Consider the following 24514-nt stretch of genomic DNA (forward strand, 5'->3'; position numbering starts at 1 on the left):
GCATGGAAAAATATTTATATATGGCACTTTTTGCACCACTTGTAGGTTCTCTTGTTGCTTTGCTTTTTGCGCAATCACCAAAAAATTATTTTACGGGAATTTTTACATCTGTTTTTATTTTTATATCATTTGTAAGTTCAATGGTATTGTTAAATTATGTAGGTGAAGATGTTGTTGTACATGTAAAGATGATGGATTGGATTAGTGCTGGAAATTTATCAATTCCATTTGGATTTATTGTTGATCAAGTTTCAGTAATAATGATGGTTACAGTTACTTTAGTTTCTACAGTAGTTCATGTCTATTCAATTGGTTATATGGAACATGACAAAAGTTTTAATAGATTTTTCTCTTGGCTATCAGCATTCGTTTTTTCTATGTTGATTTTGGTTATGAGCGACAATTTTATAGGACTATTTATAGGATGGGAAGGTGTTGGTCTTTGTTCATGGGGATTAATTGGTTTCTGGTATCATAAACATAGTGCATCTTGGGCAGCAAATGAAGCGTTTATTATGAATAGAATTGCAGACCTTGGTATGTTGATGGGTCTATTTTTGATTTATTGGAACATAGGCTCACTCCAATATGATATAGTTTTTGCAAATATTGTAAATCTAAATCCTTCAGTAGTTACTTGGATTGGAATTTTCTTATTTATTGGAGCTATGGGTAAATCAGCTCAATTTCCAATGCATACATGGCTAGCAGATGCGATGGAAGGTCCTACTCCTGTTTCAGCTTTGATTCATGCGGCTACTATGGTTACAGCTGGTGTTTATTTGGTAGTTAGAGCTAGTGAAATTTATACACTAATTCCAGATGTTGGATTTTTTATTGCAAGTCTAGGAGCTTTCGTAGCAGTTTTTGCAGCTTCAATGGCACTAGTAAATAGAGATTTAAAAAGAATTATTGCTTATTCAACTTTATCCCAACTTGGTTATATGTTTGTAGCTGGTGGATTAGGAGCTTATTGGATAGCACTGTTTCATTTAATGACTCATGCATTTTTTAAATCACTTCTTTTCTTGGGTGCTGGAAATGTAATGCATGCTATGGATGATGAATTGGATATTAAAAAAATGGGTGGTTTATATAGTGCGATGAAGCCAACAGCAATACTTATGAGTATAGCTTCGGTTGCTCTTTGTGGTATTTATCCGTTTGCCGGATATTTTAGTAAAGATAAAATTTTAGAAGTAGCGTTTGATCAAGGTGCTTACTTTCTATGGTTTGCACTATTTATTGGTGCAGGACTTACTGCATTTTATAGTTTTAGACTTATAATGCTTGTATTTTTTGGAGAAAAAGTTCATAAAAAACTTGGTTTTCACCCTCATGAAGCAAAACCTTTTGTTATTTATGCTCTAACACCTTTGGCATTACTCTCAATTGTTGCTGGTTTCTTTGAGCATTCATTTCATGAGTTTACTACAGAACTTTTAAGAAATTATGAATTTACTCTAGACCATAGTGTTGGACTTGTACTTATTTTGGCCACATCTGCAATAGCAATAAGTGGTATTTTATTTGCTATTTACAAGTACAAAATAGGGGGATTTAGTGAAAAAATTGAAAATTGGGGTATATATAAATTGTTAAAAAATCAGTATTACATACCTAAGTTTTATGAAGTTGCTATTATGATACCTTTTACAAATTTATCAAAGTTTTTATGGAAAAATTTAGACTTAAAAGTAGTAGATGCTACTGTCGATGCAATAGCAGGTATTATATATGGCACAGGTAAAAAAGCAAGAAAGGTTCACACTGGTAATCTTTCAGTTATGCTAAGATGGATGGTAGCAGGAGTTGTAGTACTTCTTCTTCTAGCAATTTTTTATAGACCAATGGTATAGGGGATTAGACATGGAACATATTTTATCATTAATTATATTTTTTCCTCTACTTGCAGGAATTTTAGGATTTTTTGTTAGCAAAGATAGCATAAGAGTTTATGGTATCACTGTTGCTGCTTTAGAGTTTTCCCTTACTATTGCTTTATGGTTGGCATTTGATCCAAATATCGCTGGATTCCAATTTGTTGAAAACATGACTTTAATATCTCATTTTGGTATGAGTTATCACTTAGGTGTTGATGGTATATCTTTGTTTTTAGTAATTTTAAGTACATTTATGACTTTGGTTGCACTTATTGGACTTAGTATAAAAAAAGATGCTAAAAATTTGATTATATCTGTTTTATATCTTGAAATGACTATGGTAGGAGTATTTTTAAGTCTAGATGTGATCTTGTTTTATCTGTTTTGGGAATTTTCACTTGTACCAATGCTATATATAATTGGTGCATGGGGAAGTGATAGAAGAATTTATGCAGCAATAAAGTTTTTCTTATATACATTTGCTGGTTCAGTTTTGATGTTAGTTGGTATCTTGTATATGGGGTATTTATATCATCAAACAACAGGAGTTTGGAGCTTTTCAATTCCAGACTGGCAGCTTTTAGTTCTTCCATTTAATTTACAGTTGTGGTTGTTTGGAGCATTTTTCCTAGCATTTGCTATTAAAGTTCCTATGTTTCCATTTCATACATGGTTACCTTATGCGCACGGACAAGCACCAACAATTGGTTCAGTTATATTAGCAGCTGTGCTTTTAAAAATGGGTACATATGGTATGATTAGATTTTTGCTACCACTTTTCCCTGATGCTACTATATACTTTTTGATGCCAGTTGCAGTTACAGCTATCATCATGGTTATTTATGCGGCAATGGTTGCTTATGCTCAAGAAGACATGAAGCAAGTCATCGCATACAGTTCAATCTCTCACATGGGTATTATCATACTTGGAACTTTTGCACTAAATGCAGAAGGAATCACTGGTTCAATCTTCTTAATGATAAGCCATGGTATTGTTAGTGGGGCGCTGTTTATGTTAGTTGGTGTGATTTATGATAGACGCCACACTAAAATGATGAGTGAATTTGGTGGATTAGCACACTCTATGCCAACTTTTGCAACAATTTATGGGATTATGTTAATGGCTTCAGTTGGTCTTCCTTTGACTATAGGATTTGTTGGAGAGTTTTTATCATTAATGGGATTTTATAGAGTAAATTGGCTCATGACAGCATTTGCAGGAACTGGTATAATCTTAGGAGCAGTTTATATGCTTACTCTTTTTAAGCGTTCATTTTTTGGAGTTATAACAAAAGAGGAGAATAAAACATTAAAAGATGTAAGAGGAAGAGAATTAGCAGCTCTTATACCATTGGTAGTTTTGGTTGTCTTACTAGGTGTGTATCCAAAACCTTTACTCAATCCAATTGATGCTAGCGTTAAAAAAATGATTGTATTGATGCAGAAAAAAGTTTTAAGCCCTGAGGCTAAAGAATTTATTATAAGAGTAAATAGCATCAAAGGAGGTGAGTAATGTTAGAACCTATTTCAATCAGTTTAGGAAGCTTAAATATAACATCATTACTTCCTATGGCAATTACAGTTTTTGGAGCTCTTAGTATCATAGTAATTGATTTGATGACTAAAAATTTATCAAGAAGTTTTTATACAATTATAACTGTAATTTTTATACTTTTATCAATAGGTGCAGTTTTAGGATTTAGTGGCCCAGATAGAGGATTTTTTGATGTTGTCTTAGTTGATGGAATTTCAATTTTAACTCAAATTATTATTTTATTAACTTCTGCGCTTTTTGTTCCGTTGGCACTTGGTGGAAAACGTTTTCAAGAATTTGCAATGGCAGAGTTTTACGCATTGTTTTTATTTATGGTAACAGGCTTTATGTTTATGGTAGCAAGTGATAATCTAATTCTTATTTTTATAGGATTAGAAACTGCTTCTCTTGCACTTTACACAATGATTGCTATGCATAACCGTGCAAAGGCTCATGAAGCTGCTATTAAGTACTTTACTATGGGAGCACTAGCAGCTGGATTTTTTGTAATGAGCTCTTTAATTTTTTATGCATTAACAGGAAGCGTAGAGATTCACCAAATTGCAACAGCACTTCAAGCAAGAGGATTTGAACCACTTGTTGGTGTATTGGCAGCAACAGTTTTTATGCTAGCAGCACTTGGTTTTAAACTATCAATTGTTCCATTTCACACTTGGACTCCTGATGTTTATGAAGGAAGTAGTGCAGCACTTGCTGGTTACATGTCAGTTGTTCCAAAAATTGCTGGTTTTATAGTAGCTATGAGATTATTTGAAATGCTAATAGATTCAGGCATTATTTGGTTAGAAAATATTTTATATATCGCTGTTATTGTAACAATGACATTTGGTAATGTAGTTGCTTTAGTTCAAGAAGATGTTAAAAGAATGTTGGCTTTTTCTTCAATCGCTCATGCAGGTTTTGTATTAGCTGCTATTCTTATAGGAACTACAGAGTCAAATTCAGCTCTATTTTTATATTGGATGTTATTTATGTTTACAAACCTCGGAGCATTTACAATGCTTTGGGCTACAAGAACTAGAAAAAATTTATGGGATGAGAGATATCAGCACCCATTTACAAAGTTTTCTGGTATGATAAAAGTAAATCCAGTAAATGCTGTAGTTATGGGAATTTTTATGTTTGCACTAGCTGGTATGCCACCTTTTTCAGTTTTTTGGGGAAAACTATATCTTATGAGTACAGCAGTAAATAGCGGATATGTTATTTTAGCTGTTATTATGGCATTAAATAGTGCGATAGCAGTTTATTACTATATGAAATTGATTGTTTATATGTTTTTAAAAGATCCAGTTAGTGATGATGGAAGTATATACTCTTCAAACGCATCACCAACTCTAAAAGTAATTATAGGATTTGCAGTTGCAGCAACTGCATTGTCTTCTATACTAGTAGAGCCACTTTTAGATATCATAACTAAATATGTTAGTATGAGTGGTTTTTAATTGATTTAAGCTATGAGAGATTTAATCTCTTATAGCTTTTCTTTTGTAATATCAAATTTTGATATAATACTCCCATGAAAAAAATATTTATATATATACTCATCATTACATCGCAATTATACTCTTTAAATGTATCTTTAAATAGTGCTTTGGAAGAGGGAACATCTTATTCTCTTTTACATGTAGAAGACAATGAACCAATTTTTTGTGAAGAAATTCCAAAAGAATTAGGAAAGTCAGTTTATCTTTGTAAATTTGATAAGATTGTAAAAACTCCATTAAAACCTAAAGTAATGAAGTTAGTTGATATAGATTTTTTAGAAAAAGAAAAAGAATTTTTTATACGCATTTCTCCTAAAGTAGAATCGAAACTTATTGCAGTCAAAGAGAAGTTATATGAAGAAAAAGAGATTGGTATAAAAAATGAAAAACCAAAATATAAACATTGGATGGTATTGCTTTATGAAAAAAGCCCATTTGTACAAAAAAAGGTAAATGATGGTATAAATTTTCCTATAATGTTTCCAAAAAATGAAAAACCATATGTTGGTGCTCTTGATTTAAATGGTGCTCCAATTTCTTATGTTCAAAGCAAAGATATACGCTTGTATATTGATTTAAAAAAAGCTTATGAAAATAATAAATATGACAATGTTATAGACGATAGTTTAGAAATTACAGAAAAATATCCCAATAGTATATTTAAAAGTGAATTACTTTTATATCGCTTAAGAGCTATTGATAAAGGTTTAGAAGAAAATAATCCTAGAGTTGCAAATAAGTATGATTACAATACAATAACACAAGAAGGAAAAGCTTGGATTAAAGCATTTCCTTCTGATAATAATATTCCAGAAGTTCTAATGCTAATTTCAAAAGCCTATCTTAATATGGGATTTAAGGCTGATGCAAACTATTTTTTAGATATTTTAGTTAGTGAACATAAAGATAGTTCTTTTACTAAAAAAGCTATATTGATTTTTGCTGATTCTTTGTACAATTCAAGACAACAAGATAAAGCGATAAAACTTTATAAAGAGGTTTTATACTCAGCAAGAGATTTAGATGTGGCAGCAAGTGCAGCTATTAGGCTTAGTGAAAAGGAATTAGACAGAAAGAAAAAACAAAGTGCTAGAGAGTATCTCATAAAAGTTTTAGATGCTAATGAAGAATATTTACTCAAAGATAGAACTGCTTCATACGAATTAGCAAAAAAATTAGCTCAAAATAGCTTGTATGATGTAGCGGCAAAAGTTGCAGATGTATTGCTAAAAGGATTAAAAAAACATGATGAAAATGCAGAAGCATTACTAAAAGATAGTGGAATTTGGCATGCAAAAGCAAACGACATTGATACAGCCTATAATCAATTACAAAAATACCTAAAAGAGTATAAAAATGGTGATTTTATTGATGTTGTACAGAGTGCACTTGATGAACTATTTTTTGAGCTAAATGAAACAAATGAGACAAAATTAGCAAAATACTATGATACATTAATCCAAAAATATAAAAATAAAATTGGAGATAGAGCAGTTGTAGAAAAAGCAAAATTACTCTTATCTCAAAAAAGATACAAAGATGTTTTAAAGATGGAAAAATCTTTAAAATATGCTCTTGATGATAAAAACAGTACAAAAACACCAAAGCTTGTACAAGATGCAGTGTATTTTTTAGTAAGAGATAATTTAAAAAATGATGAATGCATCGATGCTGTTGGTTATATAGAAAGATATAAGATAGGCTATAAAGATTTAGATAATAACAAGTTATTTGATTGTTTTATAAGAACATCAAGATATAAAAAAGCACAAGATTTAAGTCTAAGCTTTTTAAAAGAGCAGGATTTGAAAAAAAGATTGGTATGGTTAGAAAACTATGCTTTGAGTCAATTTAAGCTATCAAATTACGAAAAAGTAGTTGAAATTGGACGTGATGTTCAAAAACTAGCAACTACTCTTAAAATGAAGCCTAAAAGAGATACTTACATGTATATGTTTTTATCATTTATGAAATTAAACAAATTTGATAATGCTATAAAAATAGCAAATGAAGTAGATAAAAATTTTAAAGATAGTTTGAAAAATGCTGATATGTTTATGGAAATTGTAAAAAGAGCAAGTGATGATAGAAATGATTTGTTACTTGAGACATATGCAAAAAAAGTTTTAGCTCTACAAAATAAGTACAAAAGTTATGTTTATACTCCAATGGTAGAATTTGCTCTCATAGGATCTTTAGAGAGATTGTTAAAACTTGATGAAGCATATAAGATTGCAAGTCAATTAGTAAAAAAAGAATTAGATCAAAAGGATTTAGTAAGGGCTTTTTATATCGCCGGAGAATTAGCATTGAAAATCAAAAACAATGAAGATGCGAAGAAATTCTTTCAAGAGTGTATAGATATAAAAATTCAAAGCTCTTGGAAAGATATTTGTGAGCAGAATTTAAAACTACTTTAGTATAAAGTAATTTAATCCTGCCATTAGTTTGATTTTTTCTTCTTGTATAAAAATTTGACTTTTTAGAACAGATACTTTGGTTTTAGCGCTAGAAAGATTTGCAATTGAGCGACTTAATTCATCTGCACTTGAGAGTTGGTTATCGAATCTTCCTTGAATTAATTTGTTATATTCTTTTTGAGCTTTAAACTCCATATTTGCACTTTTTAATTTTAATTTTAGTGCTTCAAGAGTTAAAAAACTATTTTCTATTTCAGTTTTTACACGATTTTTATAATCTTCTAGTGTTGTTGTTGCTGAAAGTGTTTTATATCTAGATGCTTCATACTGCTTTTTGTCAGTATAGCCATTAAAAATATTCCAAGATATATTAGTTGTAATATAACTTTGGTCTGCATTACTAAAGCCATTGCCATTTAAAGATAAAGTATCACCTTGTTTTTTTAATTCTCCTACTAATGCTAGCTTTGGATAAAAACGACTTTTTGCTAGATTTTCATCTTCTTTGTTTACTTCTAAGGCATATTTTAATGCTCTAATGTCTTCTCTATTTTTTAAAGCAGTTGAAACTATATCATCTTTATTTAAAGCGCTAGATTTTTCATCTTTAAACTCAATATATGATATTTGTTTATTTAAAAGGTAGCTAAGTTGGTTTAAATAAGCATTTTTTTGATTTTTTGTATCAGTAATGTCAGCTTCAATTTCATACTTTTTAGCCTCTATATTGTACAAATCAGCCAGTGGAATCATGCCATTATCATAAAATCCTTTTGCTTTATTGTAAGCACTAATAATTGCTTTTTTTGCTTCTATTTTAGCATTTAAGGTTTTTTCTAGCGAATAAATTGCTCCAAAAAGTTCTGTTGCTCTTAGATACAAATTCCTTTTCAAATCAAGAACTTTTAGGGAAGTTTGCTTGTACATAAGGTTTGATTTTTTTATTTCACTGCTTATTGCATATCCTGTAAATATTGGATATGTCAGCTTTAGTGAGCCTGTAAAATTTTGTTTTGTGCCAAACGGAAATGTTGAATTCAAAAAGTTTACAGTTGGCTCATCCTTTAGCCAAGCAGCATTTAAACTCAATTCAATATCTGGAAGATTTTCTCCCTTTTTTGATTCAAAGATTAGCTTTGCAGATTTTTCAAGTTCTTTCGCACTTTTTAACTGTAAAGAGTTATCTAAGTCATTTAGAATTTCTTGATATGTTTGAGCGTAAATTAAGATTGGTAATATTAAAAAGAAAAGTTTTTTCATGATAATTCCTTAGATTTTTTTGTTTTTACAAATAATAGCATGACAAAGATTGATCCAAAAACACCCCAATATCCAGCATGCATAAATGTATTATAAAAGCCATAGTTATAACTCATAAAAGTTTCATAATTCATAAATATAGCTTTGATTTGGTCCAAACTAGTACCAAGATAATTTTTCATGCTAAATAGATAGTTTTGTATATAAGAAATATTTTGTAATTCTTCCATTCGTAAAAAATTTAAATTTTTAAAATACTCCATATTATTAGTTGCAAGTGCTGTACCAAAACTTCCACCAACAAATCTAAAGTAATCCATGAGTACAATTGCAAGTTCACTTTTATTTGATGGTGCATTTTGAAGAAGTAAAACAGTAACAGGAGCAAAAAACAATCCCATTCCAATACCAAATGGAATAGTCAAAAGCATAGCCTGATTAAGAGGTGTATAATAATTTAAAGTAGGCAAGAAAATTATGGAAGTTAGTACATAAACGATTGAAGCAATTAGTACAGTTTGTTTTGCGCCTATTTTATCTGCTAGCATTCCTGCAAGCGGTGAAAAGATACCAATAAAAACAGCAAAAGCAAAAACTGCAATTCCTGCATCTAAAGTTGGTAGCATTTTTATATGCTCATAATATATTGGTAAGAGATAAAAGTATTGATACATTGAAAAACCAAGGATAAAAAAGTATATCATTATGCCATTTGTGAATGTAAAATTTTTAAATAAAGAAAAATCAATCAGCATATATTTTGAGTATAATTCGCTTAGTATATAAACCAAAAAAGAGATTATACAAACAAATAGTAATGCACCAATAAATGAGTTATTAAACCATCCCATTTGCTGGCCACGGCTAAGCATAATTAAAAGTGAAACTGTTGCAAGGGATAGTAGAAAAAAGCTTACAAAATTAAATTTTAATTTTTCAAAAAGACTATCTTTTGGAAGATATATGATGCTTGAAATAATCAGCAAAAGACCAACTGGAACATTTATAAAAAATACCATTCTCCAGTTATAATACTCAGTTAGATATCCCCCGATCGTAGGACCTAAAGCTGGTGCAAAACTAACACCAAGACCATATATTCCCATAGCAAGTCCTTTTTTATCAGGAGGGAAATAGCTAAAAATCATAACATGGCTAGTAACCATGATAAGGGCTTCACCAAATCCTTGAATGACACGAAAGATTATAATTTCTTCAAGAGCTGATGATAAACCACAAAAAAGTGAAGCTGCAGTAAATAAGGATATCCCTAAAATAAAGATAGCTTTAGAACCAAATCTTTTGATTAAATATTCTGTGATCAAAAGAGCAATGGCAGCAGCTACCATATAGCTTGTGATTATCCACTGTACACCATACATGTCAGTTGATAGTGGACCAGTTAATTTTGGAACAATTACATCAACAACAGTTGTATCTAAAATTGCCATAAAAGCACCAGTCATTACAATGATGCTAAATATTGCTCTTTCTTTTGATGTAATATCCCAAGGATTAGACATTCTTAGTCCCTTTTAATAGCAACAGTTGCACCCATACCAGCAAGAAGACCTTTTGTGCTATCAAGTTTGATTCTAATAGCAAATCTTTGATCTAGTTTTGTAAACTCTCCACTTGCAATATCTCTTGGAACTAAACTAAAAGTTGATGCTGATGTAGGTGAAATTGATTCTACTGTTCCTTTATAAGTTTTATCTTCTATGGCATCTACTTTTATGCTAACTTCATTTCCCTTTTTTATTCCATGCATTTTCTTTTCTGAAAGCAATACTTCACAATAAAGTGAATTTGGATCAGCTAGTGCATATATAGGTGATCCTTCTTTTACTATTCTAGGAGCTGAAGTAAATTTTTTAGCAATAATTCCATCAAAAGGTGCATAAAGCTTGGTATATTCTATTTTATTGTTTATATCTTCAAGAGATTTTAGTTGTAAATTTAGATTTTCTTTTTGAGCCTGTATGCTTGCTTCTAGTTCTTTTATCTCTTTTTTATTTATCTTTGTTAATTCATATGCTTTTTTTGCTTTTTTTATGTTGTTGTCTAATTCATCTATATTTTTTTCCATAGCTTTTATTTGATTACTAAGTACTTCGTGATTTGTTTTTATATTTTCATATTTTATGGATGCTATTAGGTTTTGGCTTAGCATATTTTTGTATCTTTTAAGATCTAATGTCAATTGTTTTAATTGTACTTTTGAAGCTTTGATTTTTGAGATTAAAGATTCTTTTTTAGTTTGAATTGCATTAATATCAATTTTTGCTATTTCATTTTGCAATTCTAAGCTTTTTTCTAAACGGTCTTTTTTAAGCTCTAATGCCTCGATAGATTTTTTTAAACTGTTTATTGAAAATAGGATTTTTTCTTGTGCAATTTTTAAATCTTTTTCATCAATTTTAGCTAAGAGTTCACCTTTTTTAACTTCTTGATTTTCAAGTTTTTTCACATCGATGACTTTACCAGAAACTTTAAAGCTTAAAATCGAAATATTATCACTCTTTATAAAAGCAGCATCACTAACAGCATTAATGGCGCGGTAACTAAGATAAGAGTATCCCATATAAGAAAAAAGTATTATTAAACCTAAAATTATAAAAGTTCCTATACGCTTAGACATCTGCTTTCCTTATGAATTAAATTCACTAGAATGATATCTTATTCATTATTAAGAAATTCTGATGTAATATGTTAAATCGTTTATTTGATGTGGAGTTTTGGATGAAAGAAATTATGAAGCATAAAGTTCTTGAAACTAAAAAAAATTTAGTTCTTCAAGAAATTTCTAAAATCTTTGAAGAAGAGGGATTTTCAAGTGTAAAGATGCAAGATATTGCAAATAAATTAAGTATGTCAGTTGGAGCACTTTATAAGCTTTTTAGTTCAAAAGAGGAGCTTTATTATGAATATATAGCATATCAAATTAATCTTTTTTATGATTTGTTAGTTCAAAAAAATACAAATATATCAGATGCAAAAGAGTCACTAGAAATTTATACTAAATTAAAATTTGAAATGTTTAAAGCCAAAAGAAAAGCTATTGAAGACCCTGTGATTGCTGATCCGCTCTTTTTCTTTAAAATGAACACCAAACAAAATAATCCTGCAAAACCAATCTTTGAGTATCTTGCAAATCTTTTTGAACTGTTTGATAAAAAAGAGCCATTAAAAGAAAAAAACTATATGAAACTTGCTTATCTTTTTAATGCCTATACCATGGGCTATATTGAGTATTGGGTAAATTTTGATGAAGATTTAGAAGATGCTTCTTTGGCTATACAAAACTTTTTAGAAGGCTTTAAACTGACTTAAAATCTCCTTTAAAGTTCCTTTGAAATGTTCTTTAAATTGTGTTTGGTTGAAAGTCTTTTGTCTTTTTGCTAGTTGAGCTGTATGGATTGAAATTTGCTCTATAAGTTCTTTTTTACTAAGCTTTCCATCTAAAAAATCTAAAGTTTCTTTTATACCTATGGCTTTCATTGGGTTTGGTTGTCTTGTGTATTTTTTCTCTAAAAAAACAATTTCATCAATTAGACCATTTTGTACCATAAGCTCAGTTCTTTTGTATATCTTATCTCTTAAAATTTCTTTTGGGATATCAATTTCAAAAAGCTCTATTTCTTTTATAATAGGTTGTTTTTGATTTTTTTGAAAATAAACAGTGGGAATTTGTTGTGTTTCATAAAAAATTTCAAGCCATTTTTCTATTCTATATGAATCATTTTTATCTATTTTTTCTGCATAAACTTTATCAAATTCTTTTATGATTTCATATCCATTTTTTAAATTTTCTTTTACTTGCATTTTTGTTTTTTTTGAAATACTAGGTTTTGGACTAATACCATCTAGCATAGATTTTAGATAAAAACTAGTTCCTCCTACAATGATGAGGTTTTTGTTTTGATTTAGGCTCTCTTTTTTTGCTTTTTTGTAGAGTTCAAAAAACAAAGTTACATTAAAAGGCTCGTCCACTCTTATTTCATCTATCCCAAAATGAGGAATATTTCCTCTTTCTTCTTTGGTTGGTTTTGCTGATACTATATCGATTTCTTTATAGATACTAAGAGAATCAAGTGAGAGGATATTTGCATTTAATTGATTTGCTAAATTTATGCTAAGAGCAGTCTTACCCGATGCAGTTGGTCCTAAAATAGCAATCTCTCTCAAAATTATCCTTTGGTTTTAAGGGGTCAGGGCTAAACTTTAAACTTTTATTTAAAAAAGTTTAAAGTTTAGCCCTGACCCCTGTTTGTTTTTGCAATTATAACATCTTTAAAGCTATTTTTAGTAAAATAAAACAAAATTTACTTATAGGAATAATTTTGCAAAATTTTTTTAAAGTTTTAAAAGATATAAATGAACTTATTATGTTTAAGCATTCTGTGTTTTCATTGCCTTTTATTTTCATTGCCATGATTGTAGCTTCAGTAGAAGAAAATGGTTCAGTTTGGTTTGGCTCGAAACTTTTGTTATTAGGATTGCTAGCTGCAATTAGTGCTAGAAATTTTGCAATGGCGTTTAATAGATATGCTGATAGAGATATAGATAAATTAAATCCAAGAACAGCTTCAAGACCTAGTGTAGATGGAAGAGTTGGAAAAGATAATCTTATATTATTTATAGCAATAAATGCTTTGGTTTTTGTTATAGTTGCTTATATGATAAACTCTCTTGCTTTTTGGCTAAGTTTTCCAATTTTAGTAATCCTAGGAGGATACTCTATATTTAAAAGATTTTCGTCATATGCTCATTTGGTTCTAGGTCTTTCTTTAGGACTTGCTCCTGTTGCTGGAGTAGTTGCGATAAAAGAAGGTATAACTCTTTGGTCATTGCTACTTTCTTTAGGAGTTATGTTTTGGGTAGCTGGTTTTGATTTGCTCTATTCTTTGCAAGATATGGAGTATGATAAATCAAAAGGTCTTTACTCAATTCCTTCAGTGTATGGTAAAGAAGCAACTTTTTTTATATCTAAACTTTTTCATGCACTAACAGTTATATTTTGGTTTTTGTTTTGTATGGCTTCCAATCTAGGATTTTTTGCTTATCTCGGAGTTTTGATAAGTGCAGTCATACTGTTTTTTGAACATAAAATTGTTTTAAAGGATTTTAGCAAGATTGATAGAGCATTTTTTACATTAAATGGATATTTAGGCATAATGTTCTTTTTTATGATTTTAATCGATAGGATATCTTGATGGAAAATGTTCGCTATGTAAATGCTCCTCTTAGTTTGATTTATGATGAAAATATAAATGAAGATTATAAAAGGGAGTTTGACTCACTCTCAGGAAGTGATGATGATAGCGTAGGAGAATGGCTAAGACTTGCAAAAGCAAGAGGTGAAACAAATGAAAGTGATCAAGTTTTACTTACTTTAGTATTGGAACTTCATAGAAAAATTGATAGTTTAAATGCCTATATAAAAGGTGAAGAAAAGAAGTTGCTAAGCCTTACATGTAAAGCACAGATTGAAGCTATTGGATATGAGCATTTTATGTTAAAAGATGATGATTTAGAAATAGGAAAAAGTTATTATGGAAGGTTAGATATGCCATTTTTTCCTAAAAGAGAAGTGCCTGTTTTTTTTACAGCAATTAGTAACAAAGAAGCAAAAATTGAGCTTTTTCACGAAAGAGATGAAAAAGATTGGAATGCATATGTAGTAGCCAGAGAGAGAGTTATGATAAGAGAGATGAGGGCAAAAAAATGAGTATAGAGCTTATGGGTTTAGTTGGAGTTGTATTTTTAGTTGTTATAGTACTGATTTTTATGAGTTTAAAAGATAGTGAAACTTCTAAAAAACTTTCAAGATATGAGCAAAGTATAGAAAATTTAAGCCAGCAAAATCATAGACTAAGAAAAGAGATAATTGAACTTGGCAAACAAAGAGATAAATTTATCTCCGAGATGGATGAGATTTTAGAAGATAGAATTAAAGAAAAAGTACAGCAAAGTGTTTATCCTCTTATTGAATCTATGCGTGAGATTGAGAATGTAATGCAAAGTTTTCAAGAGGAACAAATTCAAAGGATTAATCGCATAGAAGAAAAATCAAATGAGATAGGCTACATTCCAACTTCAAAAAACTCAATATCAAATGAAAAATTAATTATATCCCAATACGCCTCAGGTAAGAGTGAAGCTGCAATAGCAAAAGATCTGAGGATTGGCATAGGCGAGGTTGATTTGGTTTTAAAATTGGCAAATTTAAAATGATACGAGTTGATGAATCTTGGCAAGATATAATTGAGTATGCCTACGATGGACTTGATAGTGAATACAGAGAATTTTTAGAAAACAATAGAGGGTATTTTCCAACTTATGAAAACTTTTTAAATGCATTTCATACTTTAAAACTAGAAAATACAAAATACATTCTTTTTGGACAAGATCCATATCCAAGAGAAAAAAGTGCTATTGGGTATGCTTTTATCGACGGAAATGTAAAAGAGATTTTTAGTAAAACTGGATTATCAAAAGAGGTAAATAGAGCAACAAGTCTTAGAAATTTTATAAAAATGCTTTTGTTGTGTGAGGGAGTTTTAAAAGAAGACAATCTTCGCCAAGAAGCGATAGCAAAACTTGATAAAACAAATTATATAAATTCTATTGATGAATTAAGGGTTAATTTTGAAAAAAATGGTGTATTATTACTAAACACTGCTTTAATATTTACAGATAAAAAAGATACAAAACTACATGTAAAGAAATTTAGAGTTTTTATCCAAAGAGTTCTTAGTAGATTAGATAGAAACAAGATTGAGCTTATTTTGTTTGGGAATATGGCAAAAGATATAAAAAAGCAGATACCGATTTCTTTGGAATTTAAAAGTTTTGAAACCCTACATCCTTACAATGTAGGGTTTATTTATGAAAGCAAAGTTCAAGAGTTTTTTAAACCTATGAGACTATTACGCACAACTCTCATCTGATTCACTCAAATCATTTAAAAGTTTAAATAGTTTATCACTAGCTTTTTCCATCTCTTTGAAACAATCAACAATTGGTTCTACCTCATGAACTCTAAATCCTCCTCCTTCTTCAACTATGTCCATAGCTTTGTGAACAGCGTTGTGAACTATTCTGTGCGGTTCATCTAGAAGAGGGTAAGATTTATGGCAGCTAAATTTTTCTTTTCCATCACCAGTATTGTACCAAACTCCAAGTCTACATTCATCTGGTGAAGAGAATTGATCAGTTACTCTTTCATTTAGTACGCTTGAATATGCTTTTGTTTTATAAACTAGATGGTCAATCTTAGCTAGAGTTAAAAATGATTTTGTCTCAACTCTAGTAGCTATTTTTGCTGTTTTATTAGCATCATCATTAAATTCTACAAGAGTAGATTCAAAACTATTTACACTCTCTTCAGAGGAATTTGCAATAGAATTAATTCTCTCAGAATTTGATTGAATTCCTGTTGTTTCCTGTTGGAGTGTTTGGATTGTAATTGCAATTTCTTGAGTTGCTTTTCCGGTTCTCTCAGCCAGTTTTTTAACTTCATCTGCAACAACTGCAAATCCTCTTCCGTGTTCCCCCGCTCTTGCAGCTTCTATAGCAGCGTTTAGGGCTAGTAGGTTTGTTTGGTCTGCAATATCTTTAATAAGTGCAACTATTGAAGATATCTCTGCAGTTCTCTCTCCTAGTGAATTAATTGCTTCGTTTGTATTGTTGATAAGCTCTACTAACTCTTTTAAATCATTAGAAACTTTTGTAACATTTTCTAAGCTTTCATTTGATTTTGTTGCAGTTTTAGAAGCAGCTTTAGTTATATCACCCATTGCTTCAATTCCATCTGTTAAATCATGTTGAATATCTGTAATGCCTTCTATACCATTTCCAAGTTCGTCAAATCTTTTAGCTAATTCTCCTTTAGCTCTTCCTTTTTGGCTGTCTATGATACCTTGAACACCTTCAGAGATATATTTTGCATTTGCTGCAAAAATTCCTCTAAATCCTTCATTGAAAATATTTCTATAAGTTTTTCCTTCGCTAGCACTCAAAATAGAAGTTTTAGTTTCTCTTTGGATTGCTTCAACTTGATCCAAAAGATCATTTACATTTTTTGCTACTTTTGATAAAGGCTTATTGTCATCTAGGTTGACAACTCTTGGCTCAAGATTACCATTTGCTGCTTCTTTTGTTACTGCTATAATTTGTTCGAACAAATCAGCATCACAAGGTATTGTTTTTTTACTACCAAAGAAAGATCCAGCAACTGCTCCTGCTAATAGAGTTGAACCACTTGTCATATCTCCTGATATGAACTGATATATACTAACACAAAAAAGAGTAAATCCTAGTAGTATTTGAGGTTTATAATCTTTGAAGATCGTTTGAAAATTGATCATAACTTACTCCTTTTTCTTTTAATAATTCGTTCATATATTTTTCAGAAGCTTCCATGCCTCCACTTTTTTCTAGTGAGAGTAGCTTTTCATAAAGTGGTATTATAACTTCAAGTGCTTTTGGATTTGGTTTTCTTCTTACCGAATAATATCCTATCGAATTTCCTCTACTATCAAGCGAAGCTGTGACATTTGCATATACCCAGTAGTATCCTCCATCAGCACTCATATTTTTAACATAAGCAAAAATTTCTTTTTGTGATTTTATATAATCCCATAAAAACTTAAAAATTATGCGAGGCATATCTGGATGTCTAACAATATTATGAGGTTTTCCTAAAAGCTCTTTTTCTTTGTATCCTGCTATTTCCATAAAAGGTGGATTACAATATGTTATGTGTCCTTTTAAATCTGTTTTTGAAACTAAAAAAGCATCAGATTTGACTGTATACTCTTTATTGTTTGGTGTAGGTTTTGCCATAATTACCTCCTTGATAAAAATCATTTTATCTAAGAGTATTTTACATTTTGTTTAAAATTGCTATAATACCTCACTAAAATAAAATAAGGGATACAAATTGTTAATAGATGGACATGGAAGAAGGGTAAATTACCTTAGAATTTCAGTAACAGAAAGGTGTAATTTTAGATGTCAATACTGTATGCCAGAAAAACCATTTTCTTGGGTTCCAAAAGAGAACCTTTTATCTTTTGAAGAACTATTTTTATTTGTAAAAGTAGGGATAGATGAGGGAATAGATAAGATTAGAATAACTGGAGGAGAACCACTTTTAAGAGCGCATTTAGATAAATTTATAAAAATGATAAATGATTATAAAAGTGGACTAGATTTGGCTCTTACTACAAATGGATTTTTACTCGCTGATGTTGCAAAAGATTTAAAAGATGCTGGTCTTAAAAGATTAAATATTTCACTTGATACTCTAAAGCCCCAAGTTGCTCATAAAATAGCAGGAAAAGATGTTTTAAAAAAAGTTTTAGAAGGTATAGATAAAGCAAGAGAAGTTGGTTTGAAAGTAAAAATCAACAATGTACCACTTAAAGGTATAAATGATAATGAACTTTTAGAAGTTTTAGAGTATTGTAAAAAAAGAGATATGCAAATTAGGTTTATAGAGTATATGGAAAATGTTCATGCAAAAGATAAACTACAAGGCTTGGGCGAAGATGAGGTTAAGGCTATAATTTCTTCAAAATATAGTTTTAAAGAGTTACCAAGAGAGGCTTCTAGTCCTTCTAAACTTTATGAACTAGAAGATGGATATAGATTTGGTATCATTAATCCTCATGCTCACGATTTTTGTGAAGATTGTAACCGCATTAGGCTAACTGCAGAGGGTATGTTGATACCTTGTTTATATTTTGAAGAGGCAATGAGTATCAAAGATGCTGTAAGTAGAGGTGATGTAAAAGGTGCAAGCGAGGTTCTAAGAGAGGTTTTAAAAAATAAGCCTGAGAAAAACAAGTGGAGCAGTGATAGTGAAAATGAAACCTCAACAAGAGCATTTTATGAAACTGGGGGCTAAAAACTAAAAAATTTTATATCATCACCTTGTTTGATTATACTTTGATTTTCAATAAGTGCGTAGCCATTACACTTTGCAAGAGTATTTAGCATTCCTGCTTTGTAAGAGCTTGCACTTTTGAAAATTTTACCATCAAAATATCCAGGTATTGCACTTGCACAATCTTCTTTTACGTCAAAATTAGTTGCATTTTTTACTAAAATCCAATCTCTTTTGTAATTTTCATTTTTTAAATGTTTTAAAAGAGGGGCACCAAGCAGTTCAAATCCTAAGAGAGAGGAAAGAGGAAGCCCAGGAAGATGTAAGATTGGAATATTATTGTACAATGTTAATGCGCTTGGTCTTGCTGGAGCAATTTGAACTTTGTGAAAAAGTACCTCAAATTTATCATTATAAATGAGTTGATTCATAGCATCCTTGTGACTCATAGCACCAGTTGTGATGATTAAATCATTTTCTAAAGATAAAGTATCTAAACACTCAAGAATATCAGCAAAAGAGTTTTTTGCTTGCCAAACTTTATTGATTTGACCTCCAAGTTCAAGTACTCTAGATGCTAGTGAAAATGCATTTGAATTATATACTTCATCATCTTTTTTCTCTTTTTGAACAGGGCAAAGGTTATTACCAATACTAAGTATGCTAACTTTTGGTCTTTTATATACTTTTATTTTTTTAAAGCCTTGAGCTGCAAGTGCTGTTATGGTATATGCATTGATAAAATCACCCTTGTCAATAAGGACTTCATCCTTTTTTATATCTTCAGCTTTTAATTTTATGTTATAAAAAAGAGGTATATTGCTTTGGTTTTGATTTTCTTCAAAAGGAATTACATATTTTACATCATCATTTAAAATATCTCCGGTTGAAACTTCTATTTTGTCTAAATATGCATAGCCATCTTTTAATGCTATGTTAGTAGCTGGTATAGAAGTTTTAGCTCTTAGCCTTTGGGCGCATATATGCTTAGTAGAGTTTAAAAGAGGAGTCATTTTTGTTAGTTTTATTGGTATGATTTTGTTTTTTATTATCTCTAAAGCTTCTTCATAAGATTTCATAGTATATTCCTGTTTTTACTGAACAAAATATAAATGCTGTTAAGCATTAGTTTGATTTAGAATGGGTATAATTATATCCAAAAAAGGAGAATTATATTGGAAGAGTTAGTAAAAAGTGCTATTTTTTATCATACGCTATCAGTTGGGTTTATGCTGATTGTAGCTTTTGTTAATCTGTTTTTTATATTTAGTAGCGATGATTTTTCAAAAAAAGTTAAAATGATAAATCCAATTTATTATATGTTTTTAGCTGCAACTGGTTTTACAGGTGTTGTTATTTTAGGAGTTAATCAACTTCATGTTTCTCATGCAGTTTGGTTAATGATAATTGTTTTTTTGGTTATTTTTATCATGAGTATGAAACTTTTTAAGGTTTATAAACATCAATCAAATAGCCAATACAGAACATTTGCCAAAAAAAAATATTCTATTGATATATTGCTTATCTTAATTACTATGAGTTTAGCTTATATGGTGAGATAGATGCAATTTGTTTATGGAGAATTTGCTGGAGAAAAAAGGGCTGAAGTTGATGTAAGAGAGTATGCTCATATCTTTAAAGTAAGAAGGATAGATAAATCTAAACCTCTTTTTTTTAGAAACTTACAAGATAATTTTATATATACATACAAGATAGATGAAATCGGTAAAAAACGAGCTAGTTTGATTTTGGAAGATAAAAAAGAGGATAAAAAGAGAGGTTCAAAGTTTTTACATGTAGGCTGGTGCGTTGTTGATCCTAAGACTGTAGAAAAAAACATATCTATGTTAAATGAGTTAGGAGTTAGCAAGATAAGTTTTGTATACTCAGAATTTTCTCAAAAAAATTTTAAAATCGATTTTGATAGGTTAAAAAGGATTTTAATTAATTCTTGCGAGCAGTGTGGAAAATCTAGTTTGATTGAGATTGAAGTTATTGATACTTTAAAAGAGTATTTAGATAGATACCAAGATAGTATAATCATCGATTTTGCAGATAAATACTTAGATGATACTTTACATGTAGAGAGCTTCTTAGTTGGGCCAGAAGGTGGATTTAGCGATAAAGAAAGAGAGCTATTTAGTGATAGAGAAGTTTTTGGTTTGAGATGTGAAAATATACTAAGAAGTGAAACAGCGGTTGTGGGAGTTTGCTCAAAACTTCTAGTTTAGCTTGAATTTTAATATAGTTTTTGATATAATCCCAATTCCCCTCCCCCTATATAGCGGTGAGCACGAAGTTGCTCCCCGCATTTTTAAGTGTTTGGGCGAATAAAAATATGAGTTTTAGGAAAGAAAAAAATGAAAAAAGATATACATCCAGAATACGTTGAATGTAAAGTTACATGTGCTTGTGGTAATAGTTTTGAAACTATGTCAAACAAGCCAGAGATTAGAATAGACATATGTAGTGAGTGTCACCCATTTTTCACAGGAAGTGAAAAGATAGTTGATGCTGCAGGTAGAGTTGAGAAATTTAAGAAGAAATATAACTTAAAATAATCTAGTGTAAAACCGTTTTGGTTTATTTTATTCCTACACCGATAGGAAATCTTGAAGATATTTCACAAAGAAGTTTAAAGCTTCTTTGTGAAGTTACTACTGTTTTTTGTGAAGATACAAGAGTTACAAAAAAACTTTTTTCCCTTTTAAAAGAAAAATATAACTTAGAGCTGAATATAAAAAATTATATTTCTATGCACTCTCACAATGAAAAAAAAGTTTTAGAGAGTTGTGATATAGATATATTTAATGAAGATGTTGCGTATGTAAGCGATGCAGGAATGCCTTGCATTAGTGATCCTGGAAGCTATTTTATCCAGTTTTGCCAGGAAAAAGATATACCATATGTCATTATACCTGGTGCAAATGCAGCACTTTTAGCATATGCTAGTAGTGGTTTTAGCAATCACAGATTCATTTTTTATGGATTCTTACCTCATAAAGGTAAAGAAAGAGCTAATGGTTTAGATGAGATAAAAAACTCTAAATATCCTGTAATTATTTATGAATCCCCTCATCGTATTGAAAAATTAATGAGCGAATTAGAAGAATTGATTCCCAATAGGCAAGTTTTTTTTATCAAAGAGGCTACAAAGAAGTTCGAGAAAAAATTTAAATGTTTTGCAAGAGATATCAAAGAATACACAAAAGATATGAATTTAAAAGGTGAATGGGCAATTGTCGTAGATGGAGTTTCCAATCAAGACGGCATTCCGATCAGTAGCGATGATTTATTGGAACTTAACATCCCTCCAAAGCAAAAAGCAAAACTTTTAGCTAAACTAACTGGAGAGAGTGTTAAGAGTTGGTATTCTAAACTAAGCCATCCATGATTTTTAATATATAAGAAGTTTTTTCTTTAATAGCTTGAATATCTTTAGAAATCTTATCTACCTCAGATGCATTTAATTTCATATCATCTGAACTTTTAGTTATATTTTCAACCATAACTTTTATGGTTGTTTGAATTTCATTTAAAGATTCTGTTGTTTTATCTGCTAAATCTCTTACGCTATCTGCAACAACTGCAAATCCTCGCCCATGCTCACCTGCTCTTGCTGCTTCAATGGCAGCATTTAGTGCAAGTAGGTTAGTTTGATCAGCAATCTCTGCAATTGTATCAAGTGCATTTTCAGCTTCTTTTGCATTTTGTGTAAGCATGATAAGATTTTCTGAGAGTGTTTGTTGGTTTGCACCAATTTCTTGCATTGATGAAGTTGTAACATGCACTATATCATCTAGCTCTTTTAAAGGTTCATCTTTTATAGTTGTAATAGACGATGATATAGCATTAGCATTTTGTTGTATGTTTAATTTTTGTATATTGTTTTCTTCAGTCATTTCTTTTAGAGAATTTCCTAAAGAATTTACGCCATCAACTAATTCTTTTAATTGGTTTGAAGTTTCTATCTCTACTTTTGTATCAAAATTACCTTTTTGGAAATTTTTCAAAGTAGTTACAGTTTTCGTTATAACTTCATCTAACTTTTTATTCATAATGTCTATTTCATAAGATAAACGATTTGTCAAATAATGAGAAGATGTGTAAGATGTTCTATCTGTAAAATCACCATTTGACATTTTAGAGCTTATTAAAAGCACTTCTCCAATACTTCTTATGTCATCTGTATGAATTTTTTTGTATTCTTCAAAAGTTTTTGTTATTAGATTTACTGTTGAGCCTATTTCATCGCTTGAATCATCTTTTATATTGTAGTCAAGCTCATTTTTTTTGTTAGTCACATACAAAGAGAAAGTTTCAATATACTTTTTAAGATTATCAAGTCTATTTCCAATAAGTTTTTTGCTTAAATATCTTGAAAGAAGTGAAAATACAATTATTATAATTGATAAAATAATAAAATTATTTATGATTTGGTCTTTTATAAGCTTATCTATAGATTTCTTTTCTTCTTGTACTAGTGCATCAATATCATCTGCATATACTCCAGTTCCTACTATCCACCCCCACTCTTTAAAAGCTTCAATATAAGAAATTTTACTTTGAGCTTCATCAAATCCAGGTTTTGCCCACATATAATTAACTACACCTTTTCCTTTTTTAGAGGCAACTTCAACCATTTCTTTAAATAGATATTTTCCTGTTGGATCTTTTACATTGGATAAATCTTTTCCATTTAAATTTGGTTTGATTGGATGCATAATCATTTTTGGAGTGAAATCATTTATCCAAAAGTAGCCTTTGCCATTGTCGTATCTTAAATTTGCTATTACATTTTTTGCTTTTTCTTGAAATTCTTTAATAATTTCACTTTTATATTTACCTGTTCCAATTACCCAATGAAACGGTTCAAATTCAAATACATAGCTTATTTTATCTTCTACTTTTTTTGTTTTTGGGTTCGCCCATTTGTATTTCACAACTCCTTCTTTTTGTTGTTTTATAACTTTAGTCATATTGACAAAAAGTTGTGTCCCATCTTTGTCTTTTAAATTTGTTAAATCTTTTCCGTCAAGTGTAGGTTTTATAGGGTGCATTATCATAACTTGGTTTAAATCATTAATCCAAAAATATCCTAAACCTTTGTCATATCTAAATGCTTTTACGAATTTTTTAATTTTCTCTTGCATTTCTTCTTGAGTATAATTGTCTTTGTTTTCCTCGTAAAATCTATTTAGTGTGTCTTTGAATTCTTGAGAGATTTTTTTTAGTTCATTTGCTATATTTTTTTCTTTTGAATTGTTATAAAATGCTGCAATTGCATTTTTAGCTATTGAGATGTTTGCTTGTAATGACTTTATTTTATTTTGTGTCATAGCTTCTTTGAATTTTTCTAATCTATCATCAGTTTTACTAATAGTTAAAGTTATAGTAGCAATTAAAGTGATTAATGCTGATAGAATCAAAGCACCAACAATCAAAATAGTTAGTTTTTTTTGAATAGATAAATTTTTCATCATCTCTCAGCCTTTCTCATTTTTTGATATAGTTTTTCATATTTTTCAATTTCTTCTCTTGAAGCCATTTTTCTAACTGAGAGATAGTGGTCTTTGCCAAATGGAAAAACGGTTGCAAATACCCAATAATAATTGCCATTTTTTGTTTTGTTTTTTACAAACCCTTCCCAAACTTTTCCACTTTTTACAGTTTCCCAAAGCTCTTTAAAAGCAGATTTTGGCATATCAGGATGTCTTACAATATTGTGAGGTTTTCCTATAAGCTCTTCTAAAGGAAATTCACTCATATCTAAAAAAAGATCATTTGCATAAATAATTTTTCCACTTTTATCAGTTTCTGAGACGAGTAAAGCTGTATCATCTAGTATTTTTTCACTTCCGGCCATAAGTTTAACCTTTTATGATGAGTTACCTTATTATAGTTGTGAAAAAGTTAGAAAATGGTTAATATTTAAAATAATTTTTAAAAAAATATACTAAGTAACAAATTAACTATTTTTTTAACAAAAAACTCCTTGATATGCTTCAATTTTA

The 24514-nt window shown here is 29.9% G+C and carries 23 protein-coding genes; 14 read left to right on the forward strand and 9 right to left on the reverse strand.

Annotated features, from left to right (window positions below; genetic code table 11):
* Window positions 1-2 precede the first annotated feature (2 nt).
* The 4 genes from nuoL to ACKGJI_RS01055 all read left to right on the forward strand — a co-directional run bounded on the left by nuoL (window position 3) and on the right by ACKGJI_RS01055 (window position 7345).
* Window positions 3-1859, forward strand: coding sequence for an NADH-quinone oxidoreductase subunit L (gene nuoL / locus ACKGJI_RS01040; RefSeq protein WP_458700707.1), 1857 nt, complete (start codon window positions 3-5; stop codon window positions 1857-1859).
* Between the two features lie 10 nt (window positions 1860-1869).
* A complete protein-coding gene (locus ACKGJI_RS01045) occupies window positions 1870-3396 on the forward strand; it encodes an NADH-quinone oxidoreductase subunit M (protein WP_458700708.1) in 1527 nt (508 codons plus the stop codon).
* Window positions 3396-4883, forward strand: a complete 1488-nt coding sequence (gene nuoN / locus ACKGJI_RS01050) for an NADH-quinone oxidoreductase subunit NuoN (RefSeq protein WP_458700709.1) — start codon at window positions 3396-3398, stop codon at window positions 4881-4883. Before ACKGJI_RS01045 ends, nuoN begins: the two co-directional genes overlap by 1 nt.
* A gap of 74 nt (window positions 4884-4957) precedes the next feature.
* A complete protein-coding gene (locus ACKGJI_RS01055) occupies window positions 4958-7345 on the forward strand; it encodes a tetratricopeptide repeat protein (RefSeq protein ID WP_458700710.1) in 2388 nt (795 codons plus the stop codon).
* On the opposite strand, the gene ACKGJI_RS01060 is transcribed toward ACKGJI_RS01055, so the two are convergent.
* Genes ACKGJI_RS01060 through ACKGJI_RS01070 form a run of 3 tightly spaced genes read right to left on the reverse strand, consistent with a single transcriptional unit; the run spans window position 7337 to window position 11246 of the window.
* Window positions 7337-8605, reverse strand: a complete 1269-nt coding sequence (locus ACKGJI_RS01060; RefSeq protein ID WP_458700711.1) for a TolC family protein — start codon at window positions 8603-8605, stop codon at window positions 7337-7339. The genes ACKGJI_RS01055 and ACKGJI_RS01060 overlap by 9 nt on opposite strands.
* Entirely contained in the window at window positions 8602-10128 is a 1527-nt protein-coding gene (locus ACKGJI_RS01065; protein ID WP_458700712.1) for a DHA2 family efflux MFS transporter permease subunit, read from the reverse strand. Before ACKGJI_RS01065 ends, ACKGJI_RS01060 begins: the two co-directional genes overlap by 4 nt.
* Before the next feature lie 2 nt (window positions 10129-10130).
* Window positions 10131-11246: an HlyD family secretion protein gene (locus tag ACKGJI_RS01070; protein ID WP_458700713.1), complete on the reverse strand. Its 1116-nt coding sequence runs from the start codon at window positions 11244-11246 to the stop codon at window positions 10131-10133.
* A 101-nt stretch (window positions 11247-11347) separates the two neighbouring features.
* Here ACKGJI_RS01070 and ACKGJI_RS01075 point away from each other — a divergent pair, with 101 nt between their 5' ends.
* On the forward strand, window positions 11348-11938 hold the full coding sequence (locus ACKGJI_RS01075; protein ID WP_458700714.1) for a TetR/AcrR family transcriptional regulator: 591 nt from the start codon (window positions 11348-11350) through the stop codon (window positions 11936-11938).
* Here ACKGJI_RS01075 and miaA read toward each other — a convergent pair.
* Complete coding sequence (gene miaA, locus ACKGJI_RS01080) at window positions 11915-12793, reverse strand: tRNA (adenosine(37)-N6)-dimethylallyltransferase MiaA (protein WP_458700715.1); 879 nt, start codon at window positions 12791-12793, stop codon at window positions 11915-11917. The two genes, ACKGJI_RS01075 and miaA, sit on opposite strands and share 24 nt — an antisense overlap.
* Before the next feature lie 155 nt (window positions 12794-12948).
* On the opposite strand from miaA, the gene mqnP reads away from it, so the two are divergent.
* Genes mqnP through ACKGJI_RS01100 form a run of 4 tightly spaced genes read left to right on the forward strand, consistent with a single transcriptional unit; the run spans window position 12949 to window position 15558 of the window.
* Entirely contained in the window at window positions 12949-13821 is an 873-nt protein-coding gene (gene mqnP, locus ACKGJI_RS01085) for a menaquinone biosynthesis prenyltransferase MqnP (RefSeq protein WP_458700716.1), read from the forward strand.
* Window positions 13821-14336 (forward strand): hypothetical protein, encoded by a 516-nt coding sequence (locus tag ACKGJI_RS01090; protein WP_458700717.1) that lies wholly within the window; start codon window positions 13821-13823, stop codon window positions 14334-14336. Before mqnP ends, ACKGJI_RS01090 begins: the two co-directional genes overlap by 1 nt.
* Window positions 14333-14842 (forward strand): DUF6115 domain-containing protein, encoded by a 510-nt coding sequence (locus ACKGJI_RS01095; RefSeq protein WP_458700718.1) that lies wholly within the window; start codon window positions 14333-14335, stop codon window positions 14840-14842. The genes ACKGJI_RS01090 and ACKGJI_RS01095 overlap by 4 nt, the downstream gene beginning before the upstream one ends.
* Entirely contained in the window at window positions 14839-15558 is a 720-nt protein-coding gene (locus ACKGJI_RS01100; RefSeq protein WP_458700719.1) for a uracil-DNA glycosylase family protein, read from the forward strand. Before ACKGJI_RS01095 ends, ACKGJI_RS01100 begins: the two co-directional genes overlap by 4 nt.
* On the opposite strand, the gene ACKGJI_RS01105 is transcribed toward ACKGJI_RS01100, so the two are convergent.
* On the reverse strand, window positions 15538-16977 hold the full coding sequence (locus tag ACKGJI_RS01105; protein ID WP_458700720.1) for a methyl-accepting chemotaxis protein: 1440 nt from the start codon (window positions 16975-16977) through the stop codon (window positions 15538-15540). The two genes, ACKGJI_RS01100 and ACKGJI_RS01105, sit on opposite strands and share 21 nt — an antisense overlap.
* Window positions 16943-17455 carry a PAS domain-containing protein gene (locus ACKGJI_RS01110; protein ID WP_458700721.1) on the reverse strand — a complete coding sequence of 171 codons (513 nt, stop codon included), beginning with the start codon at window positions 17453-17455 and terminating at the stop codon, window positions 16943-16945. The genes ACKGJI_RS01105 and ACKGJI_RS01110 overlap by 35 nt, the downstream gene beginning before the upstream one ends.
* Window positions 17456-17552: 97 nt before the next feature.
* Here ACKGJI_RS01110 and moaA point away from each other — a divergent pair, with 97 nt between their 5' ends.
* Window positions 17553-18521, forward strand: coding sequence for a GTP 3',8-cyclase MoaA (gene moaA, locus ACKGJI_RS01115; protein WP_458700722.1), 969 nt, complete (start codon window positions 17553-17555; stop codon window positions 18519-18521).
* Here moaA and ACKGJI_RS01120 read toward each other — a convergent pair.
* Window positions 18518-19579: a molybdopterin-binding protein gene (locus tag ACKGJI_RS01120; RefSeq protein ID WP_458700723.1), complete on the reverse strand. Its 1062-nt coding sequence runs from the start codon at window positions 19577-19579 to the stop codon at window positions 18518-18520. The two genes, moaA and ACKGJI_RS01120, sit on opposite strands and share 4 nt — an antisense overlap.
* Before the next feature lie 96 nt (window positions 19580-19675).
* Here ACKGJI_RS01120 and ACKGJI_RS01125 point away from each other — a divergent pair, with 96 nt between their 5' ends.
* The 4 genes from ACKGJI_RS01125 to rsmI all read left to right on the forward strand — a co-directional run bounded on the left by ACKGJI_RS01125 (window position 19676) and on the right by rsmI (window position 21894).
* Window positions 19676-20062 (forward strand): hypothetical protein, encoded by a 387-nt coding sequence (locus ACKGJI_RS01125; protein ID WP_458700724.1) that lies wholly within the window; start codon window positions 19676-19678, stop codon window positions 20060-20062.
* Entirely contained in the window at window positions 20063-20731 is a 669-nt protein-coding gene (locus ACKGJI_RS01130; RefSeq protein WP_458700725.1) for a 16S rRNA (uracil(1498)-N(3))-methyltransferase, read from the forward strand.
* 129 nt (window positions 20732-20860) lie between these two features.
* On the forward strand, window positions 20861-21061 hold the full coding sequence (gene rpmE, locus ACKGJI_RS01135; protein WP_458700726.1) for a 50S ribosomal protein L31: 201 nt from the start codon (window positions 20861-20863) through the stop codon (window positions 21059-21061).
* Window positions 21062-21078: 17 nt separating this feature from the next.
* Window positions 21079-21894, forward strand: a complete 816-nt coding sequence (gene rsmI, locus ACKGJI_RS01140; RefSeq protein WP_458700727.1) for a 16S rRNA (cytidine(1402)-2'-O)-methyltransferase — start codon at window positions 21079-21081, stop codon at window positions 21892-21894.
* Here the strand turns inward: rsmI and ACKGJI_RS01145 are convergent.
* Window positions 21875-23983, reverse strand: coding sequence for a cache domain-containing protein (locus ACKGJI_RS01145; RefSeq protein ID WP_458700728.1), 2109 nt, complete (start codon window positions 23981-23983; stop codon window positions 21875-21877). The two genes, rsmI and ACKGJI_RS01145, sit on opposite strands and share 20 nt — an antisense overlap.
* Window positions 23980-24366, reverse strand: coding sequence for a PAS domain-containing protein (locus tag ACKGJI_RS01150; RefSeq protein WP_458700729.1), 387 nt, complete (start codon window positions 24364-24366; stop codon window positions 23980-23982). Before ACKGJI_RS01150 ends, ACKGJI_RS01145 begins: the two co-directional genes overlap by 4 nt.
* Window positions 24367-24514 lie beyond the last annotated feature (148 nt).

The organism is Sulfurospirillum sp. 1307 (assembly GCF_054408545.1).